This is a genomic window from Streptomyces sp. TOM-9 (assembly GCF_056858595.1).
In genome coordinates this window covers 3,505,101-3,527,166 of the sequence record NZ_JBXEQB010000001.1, presented here as the reverse complement: position 1 = coordinate 3,527,166, position 22,066 = coordinate 3,505,101, and the positions used below count along the sequence as shown (strand labels likewise).

17 protein-coding genes are annotated in these 22,066 nt (G+C 74.0%); 7 read left to right on the top strand and 10 right to left on the bottom strand.

Going from position 1 to position 22,066, the window contains the following annotated elements:
- Positions 1 to 11 precede the first annotated feature (11 nt).
- The 6 genes from nirD to AC1VWI_RS16510 all read right to left on the bottom strand — a co-directional run bounded on the left by nirD (position 12) and on the right by AC1VWI_RS16510 (position 8,212).
- The gene (gene nirD, locus AC1VWI_RS16535) at positions 12 to 344 is read right to left on the bottom strand and encodes a nitrite reductase small subunit NirD (protein WP_499511781.1); all 333 of its coding nucleotides are present in this window, start codon (positions 342 to 344) and stop codon (positions 12 to 14) included.
- Entirely contained in the window at positions 341 to 2,926 is a 2,586-nt protein-coding gene (gene nirB, locus AC1VWI_RS16530) for a nitrite reductase large subunit NirB (protein WP_499511780.1), read from the bottom strand. Before nirB ends, nirD begins: the two co-directional genes overlap by 4 nt.
- 1 nt (position 2,927) lies before the next feature.
- On the bottom strand, positions 2,928 to 4,172 hold the full coding sequence (locus AC1VWI_RS16525) for an NAD(P)/FAD-dependent oxidoreductase (RefSeq protein WP_499516826.1): 1,245 nt from the start codon (positions 4,170 to 4,172) through the stop codon (positions 2,928 to 2,930).
- A 137-nt stretch (positions 4,173 to 4,309) separates the two neighbouring features.
- Positions 4,310 to 4,483 (bottom strand): hypothetical protein, encoded by a 174-nt coding sequence (locus AC1VWI_RS16520; RefSeq protein WP_499516825.1) that lies wholly within the window; start codon positions 4,481 to 4,483, stop codon positions 4,310 to 4,312.
- Between the two features lie 95 nt (positions 4,484 to 4,578).
- Positions 4,579 to 6,696, bottom strand: a complete 2,118-nt coding sequence (locus tag AC1VWI_RS16515; protein ID WP_499511779.1) for a molybdopterin oxidoreductase family protein — start codon at positions 6,694 to 6,696, stop codon at positions 4,579 to 4,581.
- A gap of 811 nt (positions 6,697 to 7,507) precedes the next feature.
- Positions 7,508 to 8,212 carry a SanA/YdcF family protein gene (locus AC1VWI_RS16510; protein WP_499511778.1) on the bottom strand — a complete coding sequence of 235 codons (705 nt, stop codon included), beginning with the start codon at positions 8,210 to 8,212 and terminating at the stop codon, positions 7,508 to 7,510.
- Between the two features lie 83 nt (positions 8,213 to 8,295).
- On the opposite strand from AC1VWI_RS16510, the gene AC1VWI_RS16505 reads away from it, so the two are divergent.
- The 7 genes from AC1VWI_RS16505 to AC1VWI_RS16475 all read left to right on the top strand — a co-directional run bounded on the left by AC1VWI_RS16505 (position 8,296) and on the right by AC1VWI_RS16475 (position 16,331).
- Entirely contained in the window at positions 8,296 to 8,718 is a 423-nt protein-coding gene (locus AC1VWI_RS16505) for a gamma-glutamylcyclotransferase family protein (RefSeq protein ID WP_499511777.1), read from the top strand.
- Positions 8,719 to 8,830: 112 nt separating this feature from the next.
- A complete protein-coding gene (locus AC1VWI_RS16500) occupies positions 8,831 to 9,709 on the top strand; it encodes a sirohydrochlorin chelatase (protein ID WP_499511776.1) in 879 nt (292 codons plus the stop codon).
- A gap of 36 nt (positions 9,710 to 9,745) precedes the next feature.
- Positions 9,746 to 11,053: a deoxyguanosinetriphosphate triphosphohydrolase gene (locus AC1VWI_RS16495; protein ID WP_499511775.1), complete on the top strand. Its 1,308-nt coding sequence runs from the start codon at positions 9,746 to 9,748 to the stop codon at positions 11,051 to 11,053.
- A 160-nt stretch (positions 11,054 to 11,213) separates the two neighbouring features.
- The gene (locus AC1VWI_RS16490) at positions 11,214 to 12,476 is read left to right on the top strand and encodes an NAD(P)/FAD-dependent oxidoreductase (protein ID WP_499511774.1); all 1,263 of its coding nucleotides are present in this window, start codon (positions 11,214 to 11,216) and stop codon (positions 12,474 to 12,476) included.
- Positions 12,477 to 12,506: 30 nt separating this feature from the next.
- On the top strand, positions 12,507 to 12,956 hold the full coding sequence (locus tag AC1VWI_RS16485) for a GNAT family N-acetyltransferase (RefSeq protein ID WP_499511773.1): 450 nt from the start codon (positions 12,507 to 12,509) through the stop codon (positions 12,954 to 12,956).
- A 31-nt stretch (positions 12,957 to 12,987) separates the two neighbouring features.
- A complete protein-coding gene (gene dnaG, locus AC1VWI_RS16480) occupies positions 12,988 to 14,904 on the top strand; it encodes a DNA primase (protein ID WP_499511772.1) in 1,917 nt (638 codons plus the stop codon).
- 131 nt (positions 14,905 to 15,035) lie between these two features.
- Positions 15,036 to 16,331 carry an RNA polymerase sigma factor gene (locus AC1VWI_RS16475; protein ID WP_499511771.1) on the top strand — a complete coding sequence of 432 codons (1,296 nt, stop codon included), beginning with the start codon at positions 15,036 to 15,038 and terminating at the stop codon, positions 16,329 to 16,331.
- A gap of 90 nt (positions 16,332 to 16,421) precedes the next feature.
- Here the strand turns inward: AC1VWI_RS16475 and AC1VWI_RS16470 are convergent, their stop codons facing one another.
- From AC1VWI_RS16470 to AC1VWI_RS16455, 4 genes are all read right to left on the bottom strand, one after another.
- Positions 16,422 to 18,377, bottom strand: a complete 1,956-nt coding sequence (locus tag AC1VWI_RS16470) for an ABC transporter ATP-binding protein (protein ID WP_499511770.1) — start codon at positions 18,375 to 18,377, stop codon at positions 16,422 to 16,424.
- Positions 18,374 to 20,122: an ABC transporter ATP-binding protein gene (locus AC1VWI_RS16465; protein WP_499511769.1), complete on the bottom strand. Its 1,749-nt coding sequence runs from the start codon at positions 20,120 to 20,122 to the stop codon at positions 18,374 to 18,376. Before AC1VWI_RS16465 ends, AC1VWI_RS16470 begins: the two co-directional genes overlap by 4 nt.
- Before the next feature lie 69 nt (positions 20,123 to 20,191).
- The gene (locus tag AC1VWI_RS16460; RefSeq protein ID WP_499511768.1) at positions 20,192 to 21,646 is read right to left on the bottom strand and encodes an FGGY family carbohydrate kinase; all 1,455 of its coding nucleotides are present in this window, start codon (positions 21,644 to 21,646) and stop codon (positions 20,192 to 20,194) included.
- A gap of 81 nt (positions 21,647 to 21,727) precedes the next feature.
- Complete coding sequence (locus AC1VWI_RS16455) at positions 21,728 to 22,027, bottom strand: YtxH domain-containing protein (protein WP_499511767.1); 300 nt, start codon at positions 22,025 to 22,027, stop codon at positions 21,728 to 21,730.
- Positions 22,028 to 22,066 lie beyond the last annotated feature (39 nt).

Here is a 22,066-nt window from a genome sequence, read left to right as displayed (position 1 = left end):
CGCCCGGCCCGTCACCGCACCCGCACCGGGAAGGCCGGCACCGAGACCGCCTCGTCGTCGAGGCAGCGGCCGTTCTCCAGGTCGAAGCGCTGCTTGAGCAGCGGGGAGGCGACGAAGGCCCGGCCCTCGGCGGTGGAGCCGAGCAGGCCGCGGGACAGGACGTAGGCGCCGGTGAAGGGGTCGCGGTTGTCGATGGCGTACGGGCGCCCGTGCCGGTCGGTGAAGAGGGCTGCCTGCCGGCCGTCGGGGAGGAGGGCGGCGACGCCGCGGCCGGGGGTGAGGGCGTCGTGGTCGCAGACGGCGAACCAGCCCGCGGTGCCGGGGAGGAGGACTTCGACGGTCATGCGGTGGTGGTCCCTTCGAGGGTGCGTACGGGGAGCACGGGGCCGGCGAGCAGGTCGAGGTCGGGCTTGACCTGGTCGCGCTCGGGGACGAAGCGGACCGAGGGGTCGGGCACACCGGGGGCGTTGACGAAGGAGACGAAGCGCCGCAGCCGCTCCGGGTCCCCCAGCGTCTGCGCCCACTCGTCGCGGTAGTGGGCGACGTGGTCGGCCATCAGCCGCTCCAGCTCCCCGCAGATGCCGAGCGAGTCGTGGACGACGACGTCCCGTACGTGGCCGAGCCCGCCCTCGATCCGCTCCAGCCAGGCGGAGGTGCGCTCCAGGCGGTCGGCGGTGCGGATGTAGAACATCAGGAAGCGGTCGACCAGCCGGACCAGTTCGGTGTCGCTCAGGTCCTGGGCGAGCAGGTCCGCGTGACGCGGGGTGGCGCCGCCGTTGCCGCCGACGTACAGGTTCCAGCCGCTCGCGGTGGCGATGACGCCGAAGTCCTTGCTCCGCGCCTCCGCGCACTCGCGCTGGCAGCCGGAGACGGCGGACTTGAGCTTGTGCGGGGACCGCAGGCCCCGGTAGCGCAGTTCCAGGTCGATGGCCATGCGGACGCTGTCCTGCACGCCGTAGCGGCACCAGGTCTGCCCGACGCAGGACTTCACGGTGCGCAGCGCCTTGCCGTACGCGTGCCCGGACTCGAAGCCGGCGTCCACCAGCCGGGTCCAGATCATCGGGAGCTGGTCGACCCGGGCGCCGAACAGGTCGATCCGCTGCCCCCCGGTGATCTTGGTGTAGAGGCCGAAGTCGCGGGCCACCTCGCCGATGACGATCAGCTTCTCCGGGGTGATCTCCCCGCCCGGGATGCGGGGCACGATCGAGTACGACCCGTTCCTCTGCAGGTTGGCCAGGAAGTGGTCGTTGGTGTCCTGCAGCGCGGCCTGCTCGCCGTCCAGGACGTAGCCGGAGGCGCCGATCGCCGGGGCGAGCGAGGCGATGATCGAGCCGACGGCCGGCTTGCAGACCTCGCAGCCTTCGCCGCCGCGGGCGCCGTCGCGGCCGTGCCGGTCGAGCAGCTCGCGGAAGCCGGTGATCCGCAGCGCCCGCACGATCTCGTAGAGCTCCTGGCGGGTCTGGGCGAAGCAACCGCACAGCCCCTTGTCGACCTCGACGCCCGAGGCCTCCAGCTCCGCGGTGACCAACTGGCCCAGCACCTTCACGCAACTGCCGCAGCCGGTACCGGCCTTGGTGCACTTCTTCACCTCGGGGACCGTCGTGCAGCCGTGCTCGGTGACCGCGCCGCGGATCGTGCCCTTGGTGACGTTGTGGCAGGAGCAGATCACCGCCTCGTCCGGCAGCGCCGACGGGCCCAGTGCCACGGGGGCGCCCGCACCCGCCGGGAGCACCAGCTGCTCCGCGGGGACGGGGGGCACCGAGCCGGTGAGCGGGCGCAGCATGCCGTACTGCTCGGCGTCGCCGACGAGGATGCCGCCCAGCAGCACGCCGTCCGGCGAGACGACCAGCTTCTTGTAGACCCCGGAGCGGGAGTCGGAGTAGACCACGTCGAGGCAGCCCGCGGTCGCGCCGTGGGCGTCGCCGAAGGAGGCCACGTCCACGCCGAGCAGCTTCAGCTTGGTGGAGGTGTCGGCGCCGGTGAAGGAGCCCTCCTGGCCGGCGATGGCCTTCGCCGCGGTCTCCGCCATGTCGTAGCCCGGCGCCACCAGGCCGTAGACCCGGCCGTCCGGGGCCAGGGCGCACTCGCCGATCGCGTAGACCCGCGGGTCCTCGGTGCGGCAGGTCGCGTCGACGACGATCCCGCCGCGCTCGCCGACCGGCAGTCCGCACTCACGGGCCAGCTGGTCGCGCGGCCGTACGCCCGCGGAGAAGACCACCAGGTCGACGTCGAGCGACGAGCCGTCCGACAGCGCCATGGCCCGGACCGAGCCGTCGGCGGTCGTGACGACCTCCTGCGTGCCCACCCCCGTGTGGACGGTCACGCCCATGCCCTCGACCGTGCGCCGCAGCGCCTCGCCACCGCCCTCGTCGACCTGCACCGGCATCAGCCGGGGCGCGAACTCCACGACGTGCGTGTCCAGTCCGAGCCCCTTGAGCGCGCCTGCCGCCTCCAGCCCGAGCAGCCCCCCGCCGACGACCGCGCCGGTGCGCGAGGTCATCGCGTACTCCTCGATCGCCAGCAGGTCCTCGATGGTGCGGTAGACGAAGCACCCCGTCGCGTCCTTGCCGGGGACCGGCGGCACGAAGGGGTACGAGCCGGTGGCGAGCACCAGGGTGTCGTAGCCGACCGTGAGCCCGGAGCGGGCGGTGACGGTCCGGGCCGGGCGGTCCACGGCGACCGCCGGGTCGCCCAGGTGGAGTTCGATGCCGTGCTCCGCCATGAAGCCGGCCTCCACCAGGGACAGCCCCTCCGGGCCGGTGCCGGCGAAGTACGAGCTGAGGTGGACGCGGTCGTACGCCGGGCGGGGCTCCTCGCAGAGCACCACCACCCGGGCACGGGAGGTCAGGCCGCGGTCGGCCAGCGCCTCCAGGAACCGCTGTCCGACCATCCCGTGGCCGACGAGCACGATGGTAGGCGTGGTCATGTCAGGACCCTCCGTTGTCGGTGAGCAGGTGGAGCGGGGCGACGGGCAGCGGCTCGTCGCCCTCCCAGGTGCGGGCGAGCGCGCCCACGGTGCCGAGGTCGCCGAGGAGGATGCCGCCGACGAGGCGGTCACCGCGCAGGACGACCTTCCGGTACGCGCCGCGCGTGGCGTCTGCGAGGCGGAGCACGTCGTCTCCCGGGGCGGGCGTGGTCTCGCCGAAGGAGGCGATGTCCAGGGCCACCGGGCCGTTGAGGGTGAGCCGGGTCAGCGAACGGGTGCCGCCGTACCGGGGCGCGGGGCCGGCCGTCAGGACGTCCGCCAGCGCGTCCGCCTGCTCGGTGGCCGCGCCCGCGAGGCCGTAGACGACGCCGCCGTGCTGGGCGCAGTCGCCGATCGCGTGGACCGACGGGTCCGAGGTGCGCAGCGCGTCGTCCACCACCACCCCCTTGGCGACCGCCAGCCCCGCCGCCTGGGCGAGCCCGACGCGCGGCCGCACGCCGCAGGCCAGCACGACCAGGTCGGTGCCGAGGCAGTAGCCGTCGGCGAGTTCGACCGCGGTGACCACGGACGGCCGCGGCCGCCGGGAGGGCCGCGCGACCCCGGCCCCGTCTTCGTCCCGGGTCAGCAGACCACGCACCCGGCACTGGGTGTGCACCTCGACGCCCAGCCCCTCCAGGTGCACGCGCAGCAACTCCGAGGCGGCCTCGTCGAGATGGCGCTCCATCAGATGCTCGCCCTGGGTGGCGACCACCACCTGCGCCCCGCGCGCCGCCAGCGCCCGCGCCGCCGACACCCCGAGCAGCCCGCCGCCGACGACCACCGCACGCGCCCCGGGACGCACCGCCGCCGAGAGCGCCAGGCAGTCGTCCATCGTGCGGAAGGCGTGCACCCCCTCCGGGAACGTGCCGCCGTCCTGCGTGAACAGCCCGCGCAGCGGCGGCAGCACCGGATTGGAGCCGGTCGCCAGCACCAGCCGGTCGTACCGGGCCACGCCACCGTCGTCGCAGACCACGGCCCGCTCGTCGCGGTCGATCCGCACTGCCCGGACACCCCGGCGCACCACCGCACCGGGCACCCCCGGCAGCGCGACCACCTCCGGCGCGTACCGGCCCGCCAGCACCTCCGCGAGCAGCACCCGGTTGTACGGGGCGTGCTGCTCCTCGCCGATCACCGTGACGTCCGCGCCGGAGGGCGCCAGACGCTGCGCGAGGCGCGCCCCCGCCATTCCGCCGCCGACCACCACCATCCTCATGGCACGAGCCTGCGGCGCCGCTGTTACCCGGCCGCATCCCCGTCGTTTCCCCCGGGGAACAGTGCCCTCAGCGCCCGCCCGGCCCCACTGTGAGCCCGAAGCGGCCTCCGGCTACGACCGGTCGACCCTGATCACGGCGATCCCGGGCCGGACCTCGGCCACCGACGCGAAGTCCTCGACGCGCTCCTGCTCCGCCAGGTAGCCGAAGTCCAGGACGTCCTCGGCGTGCTCCTGGAGCCCACCGTCAGGTCGATCGTCTCGCGCTTCGTCCTGGTGCCGAGCTGCCGCCGGGCGAGGGCGAGCATCGCGTCGTCCAGATCGATGACCGTGCGTTTCCATGACGGCCTCCCGGTTGACATGAGACAGCATCAGGCAGGATGCCAGCACATCAACAGCGATATCAGGCCTCGATGTACCGCGGCTGCGCCCGCTCGACGCGGACCGCGCACACCTTGAACTCCGGCATGCGGGACGTCGGGTCGAGCGCCGGGTTGGTGAGGGTGTTCGCCCGGCCCTCGCCCGCCCAGTGGAAGGGCATGAACACCGTGTCCGGACGGATGGAGCGGTCCACCCGGGCCGGTGCCACCGCGCGGCCGCGGCGCGACGTGACGGCGACCGGGTCGCCCTCGGCGACACCGATGCGCTCGGCGAGGCGCGGATGGAGCTGCACGAACGGACCGGGCGCGGCGGCGTTCAGCTCCGCCACCCGCCGGGTCTGGGCGCCCGACTGGTACTGCGCCAGCACCCGTCCGGTCGTCAGGTACAGCGGGAAGTCCCCGTCCGGCTCCTCGGCCGCCGGACGGTGCAGCACCGGCACGAACCTGGCCCGGCCGTCCGGCGTCGCGAACCGGTCGAGGAACAACCGGGGCGTGCCCGGGTGCGCCCCGGCGTCCCCGGCCGGGACGTCCGGGCACGGCCAGAACACCCCGTCCTCCGCCTCGATGCGGCGGTAGGTGATCCCCGAGTAGTCCGCGGGCCCGCCCGCCGACGCACGGCGCAGTTCCTCGAAGACCTCCTCCGGGTCGGCAGGGAAGCCCTTCTCCCGGCCCAGGCGTGCGGCCAGCCCGTTCAGCACGTACAGGTCGCTGCGCACGCCCTCCGGCGGGTCCAGGGCCTTGCGCCGCAGCAGCACCCTGCCCTCCAGGTTCGTCGTGGTCCCCGTCTCCTCGGCCCACTGCGTCACGGGCAGCACCACGTCGGCCATCGCCGCCGTCTCCGACAGCACCACGTCGCACACGGCGAGGAAGTCCAGCGCCGCGATGCGCTCCGTGACGTGCGCCGCCCGCGGCGCGGAGACCACCGGGTTGGAGCCCATCAGCAGCAGGCCCTTCACGTCCCGGCCCAGCGCGTCCAGCAGCTCGTACGCGCTGCGCCCCGGCCCCGGCAGGTCGTCCGGGTCGACCCCCCACACCCGGGCCACGTGGGCGCGCGCCGCCGGGTCGTCCAGCTTGCGGTAGCCGGGCAGCTGGTCGGCCTTCTGGCCGTGCTCCCGGCCGCCCTGGCCGTTGCCCTGCCCGGTGAGACAGCCGTACCCCGACAGCGGGCGCCCCGCGCGCCCCGTCGCCAGGCACAGGTTGATCCACGCGCTCACCGTGTCCGTGCCCTTCGACTGCTGCTCCGGGCCGCGCGCGGTCAGCACCATCGCCTCCGGCACGCCGCAGAAGAGTTCCACCGCCTCCCGGAGCCTGGGCACCGGCACCCCGGTGATCCGCTCGACCAGCTCCGGCCAGAGCGCCATCGCCGAGGCCCGCGCCTCCGGCCAGCCGGTCGTCCGCTCCGCGACGAAGTCCTCGTCCACGCGGCCCTCCGCGACCACCAGGTGCAGCAGGCCGAGCGCCAGCGCGAGGTCGGTGCCGGGGCGCGGCTGCAGGTGCAGGTCGGCGTGCTCGGCGGTGCGCGTACGGCGCGGGTCAACGACGATCAGACGGCCGCCGTTCTCCTTCAGCTCCGTGAAGTAGCGCAGCGCGGGCGGCATCGTCTCGGCGAGGTTCGAGCCGACCAGGATCACGCAGCCCGTCCGCGCGACGTCCGCCAGCGGGAACGGCAGGCCCCGGTCCAGGCCGAAGGCCCTGGTGTGGGCGGCCGCGGCGGAGGACATGCAGAAGCGGCCGTTGTAGTCGATCTGGGACGTCCGCAGCACGACCCGGGCGAACTTGCCGAGGGCGTACGCCTTCTCGTTGGTCAGGCCCCCGCCGCCGAACACACCGACCGCGTCGGGGCCGTGGGCGGCCCGCACCCGCAACAGGCCTTCCGCGACCCGGTCCAGGGCCTCCTCCCAGGGGGCCGGCTCCAGCCTCCCCGAGGCGCGGTCCCTGACCAGGGGCCCGGTCAGCCGTGCCTCCGGGGCCAGCACGGCGGGCGCGGTGCGGCCCTTGCCGCACAGGGCGCCCTTGTTCACGGGGAAGTCGCGCTCCACCACGTCCGGGATGCGGCTGCCTCCGGCGGTGCGGCGGAGGCCCATTCCGCACTGCAGGGCGCAGTAGGGGCAGTGGGTGTCGACCGTTCCGCTGGCGCTCATGCCGCCCACGATGCGGCGCCGGTGTTTCGCCCCCCGGGCGGGGGCGTTACGCCCGGCGTACGGTGCGCTCCCTGCGGGGCTGTGCCGGGTGTGAGGGTGCGGGTCGTTTGTCGTGTGCGGGTTGTTTGCGCCTGCGGCGGGGCGGTCACCCCGCCGCCCGCCCTCCCCCAGCCTTCGGCCGGGGGGACCCCCATCCGGCGCGGTTGGTGCGGGCTTCGCGCGTGCGTCGTGGGCCGGGGGCGGGGCCTCCGGGGCTGGGCATTCTGGACCGCATATTTATGTGCATGGCGGGCGGTCCAGGTCGGACCCCGGATGCCGCACAACACATACACGTCAGCGTCCAGAACGCCCACCCTCCCCCAGCCTTGTGCCGGGGGTGCCCCCAACTCCCCCGCCCCCTCCCTATCGCGGGCGACCAACGGCCGGTGGGGGTTCAGTGAGCGGTCCGGGGTCGCCGCAAGTGCCTCACTCCGCCCACCGGCCGTCATGCGCCCGCACAGCGGGAGGGGGTGTGGCGGGGTGCGCCCATGGGGGTCCCCCCGGCCGAAGGCTGGGGGAGACGAGCGGCGAACCCGGCGCGGAATGATGTGGGGGTAAACCGCGAGCGCTGTGGGGGTCCCCCCGGCCGAAGGCTGGGAGAGTGCGCCGGCGCGGCCCCGACCCAGGCACACGGTGCGCAGGCCCGCACTGACCGCGCCGGATGGGGGTCCCCCGGCCGAAGGCCGGGGGGAGGGCGGGCGGCGGGGCAACCGCCCTCCGCAACCACAACGCACCCGCACGCGGCGACACGGTCACCCCGGTCCGGGCCGGGTCACCCCAGGGCGCGCTGGACGCCGGCCTCGCGGGGGCCGAGGAAACGGGGGGCCGGGGTGAACGCGGCGTCGAACGCGGCTTTCACGGCTCCGGCGACCTCGCGGGTCCCCCCGTAGTACCAGGTCGCGTCGTGCCGCTCGTCGACCCCGATCCCGTACGCCTCGATCCCGGCCGCCCCGCACAGCGCCAGCGCCCGCCGTATGTGGAAGCCCTGGCTCACCAGCAGCGCCCGGTCGACGCCGAAGACGCGCCGGGCCCGGGCGCAGGAGTCCCACGTGTCGAAGCCGGCGTAGTCGAGGACGACCTTGTCGCGGGGCACGCCGTGCGCGGCCAGGTAGTCCCGCATCGCGGTCGGCTCGTCGTAGTCGGTGCGGCTGTTGTCGCCCGTGACGAGGACCGCCCGCACCTTGTGCGCCGCCCACAGTTCGGCGGCCGCGTCGAGGCGGTGGGCCAGGTAGGGGGAGGGCTCGCCGTTCCACAGGCCCGCGCCGAAGACGACGGCGACGGGCTCCGCGGGGGCGTCCGCCACCGTACGGACCCGGTCGTCCGCGGTGACCTGGAGCCACGTCGCGGGCAGCAGCGCGAGCACGCCCAGGGCCACGGCGGCCCGCAGCAGGTGCCGCCGCCCCCGCCTGGACCGCGGGAGCCGTGGCAGCCGCCGCAGCCGCGCGAGCCGCCGCAGACGCGGCAGCACGGCCCCCACGCGTACCCCTGGCGTCTTCCGGTTCGGGCTTCGTTCCACGTCCGAGTCGACGTCCCGTACGTCCCTGCGGTTCCATGAGGGTGATGCGTGACGACCATTCCCGCCTCCCGTTCTTCGTGTACGGGACCCTGCGGCCCGGCGAGATCAACCACTCCTGGCTGCTGCGCGGCCGGACGACGTCCGAGACGCCCGCCGTGCTGCACGGGGCGCTGCTCTTCGACGGTCCGGGCTACCCGTACGCCGTGGGCGACGACCGCGGCCGCATCCACGGCGACGTCATCCATCCGGTCGAAGACCTGTACCAGGAGGTGCTCGCGGACCTGGACCGCCTGGAGGAGTACAGCCCGGGCGCCGCCGGGAACCTGTACGAGCGGGTGGTCCGCGACGTGCGCACCTACGCCGGGCGGACGCTGCCCGCATGGGTGTACCTGGCGGCCGCGGACCACGAACGGGAGCTGCGCGAGAAGGGGCGCCCCATCGAGGGCGGGGACTGGAAGCGCCGCTGACGCGCGCTCCGCGGGCGCCCCTCACACCCGCCCGCACGGAGTGTGAAGTGGCGGAAACCAGTCGTCATCTCGGTGCAACGGCGTGGCAACCCCCGCTCGCCACACTCGGTGCATGACGGCCGAGGAACCCGCGCCGCACGGCGTGCCAGGACCGGACCACTTCGACAGCACGGCGCAGCTCATGTCCCGGATCACCACGCAGCTCAGCAGCCAGCTCTCGCGGGTGACGCTGCGCTCCGCGGCCCCCCGCCGCCCGGTCCTGGTCGCCGTCGCGCACGGCAGCCGCGACCCGGAGGCGCTGCGCACCGCGCACGCCCTGCTGGAACGGATCAGGGACCTGCGCCCGGGGTTGTCGGTGCGGCTCGGCCACATCGAGATCGACGAGCCGTCGCTGGACGACACCCTCGCGGCCCTGCGCGGCGAGGCCGTCCTGGTGCCGCTGATGCTGACCCGCGGCCACCACGTCAAGCGCGACGTCCCCGGGGCGCTGGCCAGCGCCCCGCACCTGCGGGGGCGGGTCGCGGCGCCGCTCGGCCCGCACCCGCTGCTCGCCGAGGCGCTGTACGACCGCCTGGCCGAGGCGGGCTGGCGCACCGGCCCCCCACGGGCCGCCCGGCGGGCCGGGATCGTGCTGGCCGCCGCAGGGTCCCGGGACCCGCAGTCGGCCCGGGACACCGAGGCGACGGCCGCGCTGCTGCAGGCCCGGCTGGGCGGCGGGGTGCCGGTGGTGCCCGCGTACGCGTCGGCGGGGCCGGACGTCGCCGCGGCGGTGCGGCAGCTGTCGGCCGACGGCCGGGACCGGGTCGCGGTGGCCTCCTGCTTCGCGGCGCCGGGCCGCTTCGCGACGGCGACGGCAGCCGCGGCGCCGTGGATCGCCGCAGCCCCGCTCGGCGCGCATCCGGCGATGGCGGCGCTGGTGCTGCACCGCTACGACCGGGCGCTGGCCGGCACGGCGGGTCCCGCCGCCGCGGCGCAGCTGGCCACGGCGTAGCCGCCGGGACCGGGGCGCGCCCGCTACCGTCGCGGTATGGACGCGAACCACCCTGCGGCGACCGAATACGCCCCCTACAGCGAAGCCGACACCGAGCGCTACGTGCCCGAGCCCGACAAGCGGCCCGGCCGCACGTCGTTCCAGCGGGACCGGGCCCGCATGCTGCACTCCGCGGGGCTGCGCAGGCTGGCCGGGAAGACGCAGGTGGTGGACCCGGTCGACGACGCCCGGGCGCTCAACAGCAGCCCGCGGACGCGGCTGACGCACAGCCTGGAGTGCGCCCAGGTCGGCCGGGAGCTCGGGGCGGCCCTCGGCTGCGACCCGGACCTGGTGGAGACCGCCTGCCTGGCCCACGACATCGGCCATCCGCCCTTCGGGCACAACGGGGAGATGGTGCTCGCCGAGGTCGCGGCCGGCTGCGGCGGCTTCGAGGGCAACGCCCAGAGCCTGCGCATCCTGACGCGGCTGGAGCCGAAGCGTTTCGCCCACGCCGACGACGGCACCCTGACCAGCGTGGGCCTCAACCTGACCCGGGCGGCGCTGGACGCGGCGACGAAGTACCCCTGGCCGCGCGGCGGGCACCCCACCGACCCCACCAGCCCCAAGTTCGGTGTGTACGAGGACGACCTGCCGGTCTTCGCGTGGCTGCGCCGCACCGCCCCCGCCGACCGCCCGTACGTGCAGTGCTTCGAGGCTCAGGTCATGGACTGGGCCGACGACGTGGCGTACTCCGTCCACGACGTCGAGGACGGGCTGCACGCCGGCCATCTGGACCCGGCGGTGCTGCTCGCCGAGCCCGAGCGCCGCGAGATCTTCGCCGTCGCCGCCGGCCGCTACGCCCCCGGGGCGGCCGAGGACGAGCTGGCGCAGGCCCTGGACCGGCTGCTGGACATGGAGTGGTGGCCGCACGGCTACGACGGTTCCGCCATCGCCCAGGCCCGGCTGAAGGACGCCACCTCGCAGCTGATCGGCCGCTTCTGCCTGGCCGCCGAGCGCGCCACCCGGGACGCCTACGGCACCGGCCGGCTCACCCGTCACCGCGCCCAGCTGGTCGTCCCGCGCGACCAGCGGCTGGAGTGCGCCGTCCTGAAGGCGGTCGCCGACCGGTACGTGATGCAGCGCGAGGCGCAGGAGCGGCGGCGTGCCCAGCAGCGCGTGGTCATCGGGGAGCTCGCCGAGGCCCTGCTGGCCCGGGCGCCGGAGGGGCTGGACCCGCAGTTCCGCGGCATCTTCGACGAGGCCAAGGACGACCGGGCCCGGCAGCGGGCCGTCGTCGACCAGATCGCCTCGCTCACCGACGCGGCCGCGACCGCCCTGCACGCCCGGCTCACCGCCCCCCGGTGAGCCCCCGGCGGGCCCCCGGCCGCCCCCGTGCGCCGCGCCGCCCCCGTTCCCGGTCGGCGCGGCACTCTTCACGTCGGCCCTGCCGTGCGGGACGCTCACATGACTGGCAATTGCCAGAGGGAGGGCCGCCGGGCACCCGAGGACACCAGGGAGGCGCACAGTGGTGGACGCAGACCACACATTCGTCATCGTCGGGGCGGGGCTCGCCGGGGCGAAAGCGGCGGAGACGCTGCGCTCCGAGGGTTTCACCGGCCGCGTGATACTGATCGGGGACGAACGCGACCACCCCTACGAACGACCCGCGCTCTCCAAGGGCTTCCTGCTGGGCAACGAGGAGCGCGACTCGGTCTTCGTCCATCCCGCCGCCTGGTACGCCGAGCACGACGTCGAACTCCACCTCGGCCAGCCGGTCACCGGCCTGGACCGGACCGGCAAGCGGATCACCCTGGGCGACGGCACCTCCATCCCGTACGACAGGCTGCTGCTGACCACCGGCGCCGAGCCGCGCCGGCTGGACATCCCCGGCACCGACCTGGCCGGGGTGCACCACCTGCGCCGTCTCGCGCACGCCGAGCGGCTGAAGAACGTGCTGACCTCGCTCGGCCGCGAGAACGGCCACCTGGTGATCGCCGGAGCGGGCTGGATCGGCCTGGAGGTGGCGGCCGCCGCCCGCGGCTACGGCGTCGAGGTCACGGTCGTCGAGCCGCAGCCGTGCCCGCTGCACTCGGTCCTCGGCCCGGAGCTCGGCGAGGTCTTCGCCGACCTGCACCGCGAGCACGGGGTGCGGTTCCACTTCGGCGCGCGGCTCACCGGGATCACCGGCCAGGACGGCATGGTGATGTCGGTGCTCACCGACGACGGCGAGGAGCACCCCGCCCACCACGTGCTCGCCGCGATCGGCGCCGCCCCGCGCACCGCGCTCGCCGAGGCCGCCGGGCTCGCGCTGGCCGACCGCGCCGCGGGCGGCGGCATCGCCGTGGACGCCTCGCTGCGCACCTCCGACCCGGACGTCTTCGCCGCCGGAGACGTCGCCAACGCCGAACACCCCCTGCTGGGCGGTCGGTTGCGGGTCGAGCACTGGGCGAACGCCCTCAACAGCGGGCCCGTGGCGGCCCGTGCGATGCTCGGCGCGGACGTGGTGTACGACCGGGTCCCGTACTTCTTCACCGACCAGTACGACCTGGGCATGGAGTTCTCCGGGCACGCCGCCCCCGGCACCTACGACCAGGTGCTGGCCCGGGGCGACGTGGGCAAGCGGCAGTTCATCGCCTTCTGGCTGCGCGACGGCAGGGTGCTGGCCGGGATGAACGTCAACGTGTGGGACGTGACCGACACCGTCCAGAAGCTCATCCGCTCCGGCCGCCGGGTCGACACCGACGCGCTGGCCGACCCCGCGGTGCCCCTGGCATCCCTCCTGGAGTGAGCCCGGAGGCGGTCACCTAGCATGGCTGTCATGGAGCCCAGGACCGCCGTCGTACCCGTCGAGGAGATCTTCGAACTGCGCTGGAGGGTGCTGCGGCCCGGGCTCCCGCGGACGTCGGCGATCTTCCTGGAGGACGGTCATCCGCTCGCCTTCCACATGGCGGCCTACGACGGCGACGGCGGCGACGAGGTCGTGGCGTGCGTCACGCTCTTCCCGGAGCAGCTGCCCGGCGACAGCGCGATCGCGTACCGCATCCGCGGCATGGCCAGCGCCCCGGAGGTCCGCGGCCGCGGCTACGGCGCGGCGCTGCTGCACGCCGCGCTGGAGCAGGCCCGGCAGCGCGGGGCCGAGCTGGTGTGGTGCAACGGCCGTACCTCGGCGCGCGGCTTCTGGGAGGGGCAGGGCTTCATGCCGGTGGGGGAGGAGTTCGTGCTGGAGCCGGCCGGGCCGCACTTCCTCTTCGTCGCCAAGCTGGTCTGACCTTCCCCGGGCCGCGCCGTAGAATCCTTCCGTGGCTGGGCGGATCAGGGACGAGGACGTCAAGGCGGTACGGGACGCGGTCCCGATCGACGCCGTCGTGTCCGAGTACCTGCAGCTCAGGAACGCGGGCGGCGGCAACCTGAAGGGCCTGTGCCCCTTCCACGACGAGAAGTCGCCCTCCTTCCACGTGAGCCCGAGCAAGGGGCTCTACCACTGTTTCGGCTGCCAGGAGGGCGGCGACACCCTCGACTTCGTGATGAAGGTCGACCACCTGTCCTTCTCGGAGGCGGTCGAGCGGCTCGCCGCCGTGGCGGGCATCACGCTGCGGTACGAGGAGGGCGGCTACACCCCGGGCCGGCAGCAGGGCGAGCGGATCCGGCTGGTCGAGGCGCACAAGGCGGCCGCGCAGTTCTACGTCGAGCAGCTGGGCGGCGCCGAGGCCGAGATCGGCCGGAAGTTCCTCACCGAGCGGGGCTTCGACCAGGCCGCCGCCGAGCACTTCGGCGTCGGCTACGCCCCGGCGGGCTGGGACCACCTCGTCCGCTTCCTGCGCGGCAAGGGCTTCACCGACCGCGAGCTGATCGTCTCGGGACTGGCCAGCGAGAGCCGCCGCGGCGGTGCCATCGACCGCTTCCGGGGCCGGCTGATCTGGCCGATCCGCGACATCACCGGCGAGGTGATCGGCTTCGGCGCGCGCAAGCTGCGCGAGGACGACCAGGGCCCGAAGTACCTCAACACCCCCGAGACGCCGATCTACAAGAAGTCCCAGGTCCTGTACGGCATCGACCTGGCGAAGAAGGAGATCGCCCGCACCAGCCGGGCCGTCGTCGTCGAGGGCTACACCGACGTCATGGCGTGCCACCTCGCGGGCGTCACCACCGCCATCGCGACCTGCGGCACCGCCTTCGGCGGCGATCACATCAAGATCCTCCGCCGGCTGCTGATGGACAACTCGGGCGCCGAGGTCGTCTTCACCTTCGACGGCGACGAGGCCGGCCAGAAGGCCGCCCTGCGCGCCTTCGAGGACGACCAGAAGTTCGCCGCCGAGACCTCCATCGCCATCACCCCCGGCGGCATGGACCCCTGCGACCTGCGCCTCGCCGAGGGCGACGCCGCCGTACAGCGGCTGGTCGACACCCGCACCCCGCTGTTCGCCTTCGCCCTGACGTCGGTCGTCGCCCGCTACAACCTCGACACCGCCGAGGGCCGGGCCTCCGCGCTGGAGGCGGGCGCACCCATCGTCGCGGGCATCAAGAACGCGTCCATCCAGCACGAGTACGCGGTGCAACTGGCCGGCATGCTCGGCATCCTCGACTCGCAGTTCGTGGTGCGCCGTGTCTCGCAGCTCGCCCGCTGGCAGCGCGAACGCCGCCAGTCCGGCGGCGCCGCCCAGCCGGGCCGGGGCGCCGCGGCGCGCCCCGACGCGGCCCCGGGCCCCGCCGCTCCGGCCGGTCCGCGCGGGCCGCGGCTGGACATGCGCAGCCCCGCCCACCGGGTCGAGCGCGAACTGCTCAAGCTCGCCCTCCAGCACCCGGAACTGGTCTCCCCGGCCTTCGACGCCTACGGCGAGGACGAGTTCACCGCACCGCCGTACGCCGCCGTGCGCCGCGCCATCGCCGAGGCGGGCGGTGCCGAGGCCGCCGACGCCGAGTTCCTCGTCCGGGTCCGCGACGTGGCACCGGACGACACCGTGCGCTCGCTGGTGACCGAACTCGCCGTCGAGCCGGTCCAGCACAAGGCGCCGGACATCTACGCCGGCAAGATCCTGGTCGACGTACGCCGTCAGGCGGTCGCCCGCCGCATCGCCCAGCTCAACACCGACCACACCCGGCTGAGCGCCCAGGGCCCGCGCGCCGACGAGGCCCAGCTCGCCGCCGTCCAGGGCGAGCTGTGGGCGCTCCAGCAGTACGGCCAGCGCCTGCGCGAACAGGGCGTCGCCGCCCTCTGAGCCGGGCGCGGACGGCCGTCCCGCCCGGGAACGGACGGGGACGCGGGCGTGACGAGGGGGTTGCCCTCCGTCACAAAAAAGCGGCGCACGACCCTCGTGGGCATGGTGTGCCGTAGGCCACACTGGGGGCGGTGCAAGAGTCCTCGGAGCGCGGACTGCCGAGCGGTGTCGATGGTGACGCCACCGGAGTGCCGCTGACGGCGAACTCCCGGACGGGCCGTGGCGAGGACGCCGCGACCGTTCCGTCGCGGCGCGTCTCCGAGTCCGTGGCTGCGCTCACCGTGGAGGTCTCTCCCGTGCACATCCAGACACTGACGCCCCTGACGGCCCCGGCCGACGACCTGCTGGAGCGCGTGCCGGAGCAGAACCACGCGGCCGTGCACCCCGAGGAACCGGCCGGCGGACCCGACGAGGCGCAGGCGCAGGCGCGTGCGGAGGCCGCGGCGGAGACGGGGTCCGACCCCGAGTCCGATGCCGACCCGGGCCCCGTACGGCGGTCCGGCGACGAGGTCTCCGGCCCGTCCGCGGACCTGTTCCGCCAGTACCTGCGCGAGATCGGCCGGATACCCCTGCTCACCGCCGAGGAAGAGGTCGAGCTCGCCCGCCGGGTCGAGGCCGGCCTCTTCGCCGAGGAGAAGCTGAACGGCACTCCGGACCCCGACTCCCGGCTCGCCGTCGACCTCGACCGGCTGGTCGTGCTCGGCCGGATGGCCAAGCGCCGTCTGATCGAGGCCAACCTGCGCCTGGTCGTCTCCGTCGCCAAGCGGTACGTGGGCCGCGGCCTGACCATGCTCGACCTGGTCCAGGAGGGCAACCTCGGGCTGATCCGCGCCGTGGAGAAGTTCGACTACGCCCGCGGCTACAAGTTCTCCACTTACGCGACCTGGTGGATCCGCCAGGCCATGAGCCGCGCCCTGGCCGACCAGGCCCGCACCATCCGGGTCCCGGTCCACGTGGTGGAGCTGATCAACCGCGTCGTGCGCGTCCAGCGCCGCCTGCTGCAGGAACGCGGCTACGAGCCCTCCACCGAAGAGGTCGGCGCCCACCTGGAGATCCCCCCGGAGCGGGTGAGCGAGGTGCTGCGCCTGGCGCAGGAGCCGGTGAGCCTGCACGCCCCGGTCGGCGAGGAGGAGGACGTCGCCCTCGGTGACCTCATCGAGGACGGCGACGCCACCTCGCCCGTGGAGTCCGCCGCCTTCCTGCTGCTGCGCGAGCACCTGGAGGCGGTGCTGTCCACCCTCGGCGAGCGCGAGCGCAAGGTCGTCCAGCTGCGGTACGGCCTGGCCGACGGGCGCCCGCGCACCCTGGAGGAGATCGGCCGGATCTTCGGCGTCACCCGCGAGCGCATCCGGCAGATCGAGTCCAAGACCCTCAACAAGCTGCGCGACCATGCCTTCGCCGACCAGTTGCGCGGCTACCTGGACTGAGCACGCCCGAGCACGCCCGAGCACGCCCGAGCGCGCCCGAGCCCCCGCCGGCCCGGCCGGCGGGGGCTCGCGTCGCGGCGTCGCGGCCGGTCAGTCGACCTCCGCCACCGCCTGCGCGAACTGCGCCGCGTACAGCCGGGCGTAGGCACCGTCCTTGGCCAGCAGCTCCTCGTGGGTGCCCTGTTCGACGATGGCGCCGCTCTCCATCACCAAGATGACGTCCGCGTCGCGGATCGTGGACAGCCGGTGCGCGATGACGAAGCTGGTCCGCCCGTGGCTGAGCTGCGCCATGGCCCGCTGGATCAGCACCTCGGTACGGGTGTCGACCGAGCTGGTGGCCTCGTCGAGGACGAGGATCACCGGGTCGGACAGGAACGCCCGCGCGATGGTGATCAGCTGCTTCTCGCCGGCGCTGACGCCCGTGCCCTCGTCGTCGATGACGGTGTCGTACCCGTCCGGGAGGGTGCGGACGAAGCGGTCCGCGTGCGCGGCGCGCGCGGCCTCCTCGACCTGCTCGCGGGTCGCGCCCTCGGTGCCGTACGCGATGTTCTCCGCGATCGTGCCGCCGAACAGCCACGTGTCCTGCAGCACCATGCCGATGCCGGAGCGCAGTTCCTCCCGCGGCAGGGACGCGATGTCGGTGCCGTCGACGGTGATCCGTCCGCCGGTGACCTCGTAGAAGCGCATGAGCAGGTTGACCAGCGTGGTCTTGCCCGCGCCGGTCGGGCCGACGATGGCGACCGTGTGGCCCGGTTCGACGGTCAGCGACAGGTCCTCGATGAGCGGCTTCTCCGGCTCGTAGCGGAACGCCACGTCCTCGAAGCGGACCTCGCCGTGCTGCTCCTTGCGCAGCCCGAGCGTCTTCGGCTCGGGGCTCTGCTCCTGCGCGTCGAGCAGCTCGAAGACCCGCTCGGCGGAGGCGACGCCGGACTGCACCAGGTTGGACATGCTCGCCACCTGGGTCAGCGGCTGGCTGAACTGCCGGCTGTACTGGATGAAGGCCTGGACGTCGCCGATGGACAGCGCGCCGCCGGCCACCCGCAGCCCGCCCACGACGGCCACCAGGATGTAGTTGACGTTCCCGATGAACATCATCGCGGGCTGGATGACGCCCGAGATGAACTGCGCCCGGAAGCCCGACTGGTAGAGCGCCTCGTTCTGCTCGCGGAAGGCCTCCGCGGACTCCTCCTGGCGGCCGAAGACCTTCACCAGGGTGTGCCCGGTGTACATCTCCTCGATGTGGGCGTTGAGCTTGCCGGTGGTCCGCCACTGCTGCACGAACTGCGGCTGGGCCCGCTTGCCGACCGCCGTGGCGACGAACACCGACAGCGGCACGGTCACCAGCGCCACCAGCGCCAGCAGCCAGGAGATCGAGAACATCATCACCAGCACGCCCACGATCGACAGCAGCGCGAAGATGATCTGCCCCATCGTCTGCTGCAGCGTCTGGCCGATGTTGTCGATGTCGTTGGTGGCCCGGCTCAGCACCTCGCCGCGCGGCTGCCGGTCGAAGTACGACAGCGGCAGCCGGGTCAGCTTCGCCTCGACGTCCTGGCGCAGCCGGAACACGGTGCGCTGGATGACCGTCGTGGCCAGCCGGCCCTGGACGACCGCGAAGACCGCGGCGGCCGCGTAGATCGCGAGGGCGGTCAGCAGCACGTGGCCCACGGCGTCGAAGTCGATCCCGGCGCCCGGGGTGAAGTCCGCGGACTGCAGCAGGTCGGCGAGGGTGTCGCTGCCCTGCTGCCGCAGGTGCTCGATCGCCCCGGCCTTGTCGGTGCCCGCGGGCAGTGAACGGCCGAGGACCCCGGCGAAGATCAGGTCGGTGGCCTTGCCCAGGATCCTCGGGCCGATGACGTTGAGGGCGACGCCCAGCGTCGTGCAGGCCAGCATGGCGACGACCAGGGTGCGCTCGGGGCGCATCAGCCCCAGCAGCCGCTTGCCGGAGCCCTTGAAGTCCATGGACCGCTCGGTGGGCTGGCCGCCCATGAACCGCATCGGCCCCGCCGTGGGTGCGGGCCCCCTCCGGGGCGCGGGGACGCTCATGCCGCCTCCTGCTCGGTGAGCTGGGAGAGCACGATCTCCCGGTACGTGGGATTGCCGTCCATCAGTTCGTGGTGGGTGCCCGTGCCGACCACACGGCCCTCGTCGAGGACCACGATCCGGTCGGCGTCGCGGATGGTGCTGACCCGCTGCGCCACGATCACGACCGTCGCGTCCGCCGTCTCCCGGGCCAGCGCCCGGCGCAGCGCGGCGTCGGTGGCGTAGTCCAGCGCGGAGAAGGAGTCGTCGAAGAGGTAGACGCTGGGCTTGCGCACCAGGGCCCGCGCGATGGCGAGGCGCTGGCGCTGGCCGCCGGAGACGTTGGTGCCGCCCTGGGCGATCGGGGCGTCGAGTCCGGAGCCGCCGCCCTCCTGCGCGAGCCGCTCCACGAAGTCCCGGGCCTGCGCGATCCCCAGGGCGTGCCAGAGCTCCTCGTCGGTGGCCTCGGGGTTGCCGTAGCGCAGGTTGGAGGCGACCGTCCCGGTGAACAGGTACGGCTTCTGCGGGACCAGGGCGACCGTCTCGGCCAGGTGCGCCGCGTCCAGTTCGCGCACGTCGGTGCCGTCGATCAGCACCTGGCCGCCGGTGGCGTCGAACAGCCGCGGCACCAGACCCAGCAGGGTCGTCTTGCCGCTGCCGGTGGAGCCGATCACCGCCGTGGTCTCCCCGGGCCGGGCGACCAGGTCGATGCCGCGCAGCACCTCGGCCTCGGCGCCGGGGTACGCGAAGTCCGCGGCGCGCAGCTCCAGCTCGCCGCGCCGTACCGCGAGCCGCACCGGATCGGCGGGCGGGGTGACGCTGGGGTCGGTGCCCAGCACCTCCTCGATGCGCTCGGCGCAGACCTCGGCACGCGGCACCATCATCACCATGAAGGTGGCCATCATGATCGACATGAGGATCTGCATCAGGTAGCTGATGAAGGCGGTGAGCGCGCCGATCTGCATGCCGCCGCTGTCGATCCGGTGGGCGCCGAACCACAGCACGGCCACGCTCGTGACGTTCACGACGGCCATCGCGACCGGGAACATCAGCGTCATCATCCGCCCGGCGCGCAGCGCGACGTCCGTCAGGTCGTCGTTGGCCTTGCGGAAGCGGGCCTGCTCGAAGTCGTCCTTGACGAAGGCGCGGATGACCCGGATGCCGGTGATCTGCTCCCGCAGCACCCGGTTCACCGTGTCGAGCCGTTCCTGCATGGTGCGGAAGAGCGGACGCAGCTTCCGCACCAGCAGCAGCACCAGCACGCCCAGCACCGGCACCACCGCCAGCAGCAGCGAGGACAGCGGCACGTCCTGGCCGAGCGCCATGATGATGCCGCCGAAGCACATGATCGGTGCCGAGACCATCAGCGTGAAGGTCATCAGCACCAGCATCTGCACCTGCTGGACGTCGTTGGTCGTCCGGGTGATCAGCGAGGGGGCGCCGAACTGCCCGACCTCGCGGGAGGAGAAGCGCTGCACCCGGTCGAAGACGGAGGCGCGGATGTCCCGGCCGACCGCCATCGAGGTGCGGGCGCCGTGGTAGACGGCGCCCACCGAGCAGGCGAGCTGGACGAGGGTCACGGCGAGCATGATGGCGCCGACCCGGAGGATGTAGCCCGTGTCCCCCTTGACGACGCCGTCGTCGATGATGTCGGCGTTGAGGGTGGGCAGGTAGAGCATGGCGAGGGTCGCCACGAGCTGCAGTACGACGAGCACGGAGACGGCACGCCTGTAGGGCAGGAGATGGGACCGGAGGAGACGGATCAGCACGACGGATGACCCTATAGTCCGATGGTTGCCGCAGGCACACGGTTTACCGGCTCATGGCCGACACCGGGATCAACCCGGGAACGCCCCCGGATGCGTCTGCTCACGCACCGCGACGTACTGCTGCCGCACCGAGTGCCCGATCGGCCCGTCGTCCGGGCCCGGTTCGGCCACGGCGTAGTCCGCGGGGTGCCAGTACGGCGGCTGCTCCGGCGAGGCCGTGCCGTTCACCACCCCCAGTGACCAGGCCGCCTGCCGGGCCGCGCCCAGCGCCGCGTACTCGCCCGGCGGCGGCACGACGACCTGCGCGCCCAGCAGCGCCGGGGCCATCGACCGTACGGCGGGGAGGTCACCCGCCGGGCCCAGCAGGAAGATCCGGCGCACCTCCACCCCGCGCGCCCGCAGCACGTCCAGCGCGTCCGCCAGCCCGCACAGCATCCCCTCGAACGCCGCCCGCGCCAGGTGCTCCGGCTTCATGCTCTCGCGCCGCAGCCCGTGCAGCGTCCCCGCGGTGTGCGGCAGGTCAGGTGTGCGCTCGCCCTCCAGGTACGGCAGCAGCACCAGGCCGTATGCACCCGGGGTGGAGCGCATCGCCAGCTCCGACAGCCCGGCCAGGTCGGTGCCGAGGAGATCGGCGGTGCCGCGCAGCACCCGTACCGCATTGCGTGTGTGGACGACCGGCAGATGGCGGCCGGTCGCGTCGGCGAAGGAGGTGATCAGGCCGGTCGGGTCGCTCAGCGCGTGGTGGTGGACCGCGAAGACCGTCCCCGCCGCACCCAGCGACACCACCGCGTCCCCCGGGCCGACGCCCAGCCCGAGGGCGGCCGCCATGTTGTCCCCGGTACCGGCCGAGATCAGCAGCCCCTCCGGGGTCCGGCCGGCCGGCTCGGCGGGGGCCAGCACGTCGGGCAGCTGCACCGGATGGCCGAGCGCCAGCTCCACGATGTCCGTGCGCCACTGTCCGGTCGCCGCCGACCAGTAGCCCGTGCCCGAGGCGTCGCCCCGGTCCGTCGTGCGGCGCCGGGGGCGGCCCATGAGCTGCCACACCAGCCAGTCGTGCGGCAGCAGCACCTGCGCGGTGCGCTGCGCCGAGGCGGGTTCGTGCCGGGCCAGCCAGCGCAGCTTGGCCACCGGGTACGCGGCCTGCGGCACCGCCCCGACCGCCTCGGCCCAGGCGCCGGGACCGCCCAGCTCCTCGGTCAGGTCGGCGGCCTGGATCTGCGCCCGCTTGTCGTTCCAGAGCAGTGCGGGCCGCACGAGCGCCCCGCCGGCGTCCAGCGCCAGCATCCCGTGCTGCTGTCCGGAGACCCCGATGGCCTCGACGCCCTCGAGCATCCCGCCCTTGGCGGCCTCGCCCAGCGACAGCAGCCAGGCCTCGGGGTCGATCTCGGTCGGCGTCCCGGCGCCCTCGCCGCCCGGCAGGGGGTGCGGGGCGTGCGTCTGCCGGAGCACTGCTCCGCTGCCGGTGTCGCACACGACGACCGTCGTGCCGCTGCCCGAGCTGTCGATCCCCGCCACAATCCCCATGCGGGCATCATGCCGCACCCGGCGCGTACGGCGGAAAACCGGGCACCTTCACCCGCATCCGCCCGCGCCGGACCGGCGTCGTCAGGTGTTGCTGGTGCCCCAGTCGTCCTCGACCGCCGAGCCGTTGCCGCGCACGCGGCGCAGCCGCTCCGCGACCGCCGGTGGCAGCCGGTCCCCGACCTTGGCGGTCACCGCGTCCACGGCCTTCACGGCCGCCCCGCGGCCCGCCTGGCCCGCGGACTCCACGGTGTTCCGCAGCGCCGGGTTCTGCGCGATGCGCCGGGCGCTCTTGCGCAGCTGCTCGTAACGGTCGCGGCCGGCCCGCGCCCCGAGCACGTACCCGACGGCGACCCCGCTGATGAACGTCAGCCGGTAGCGCATGGCTCCACCCTCTCCTCGTCTCGGGGCTGTGCTTCGCGC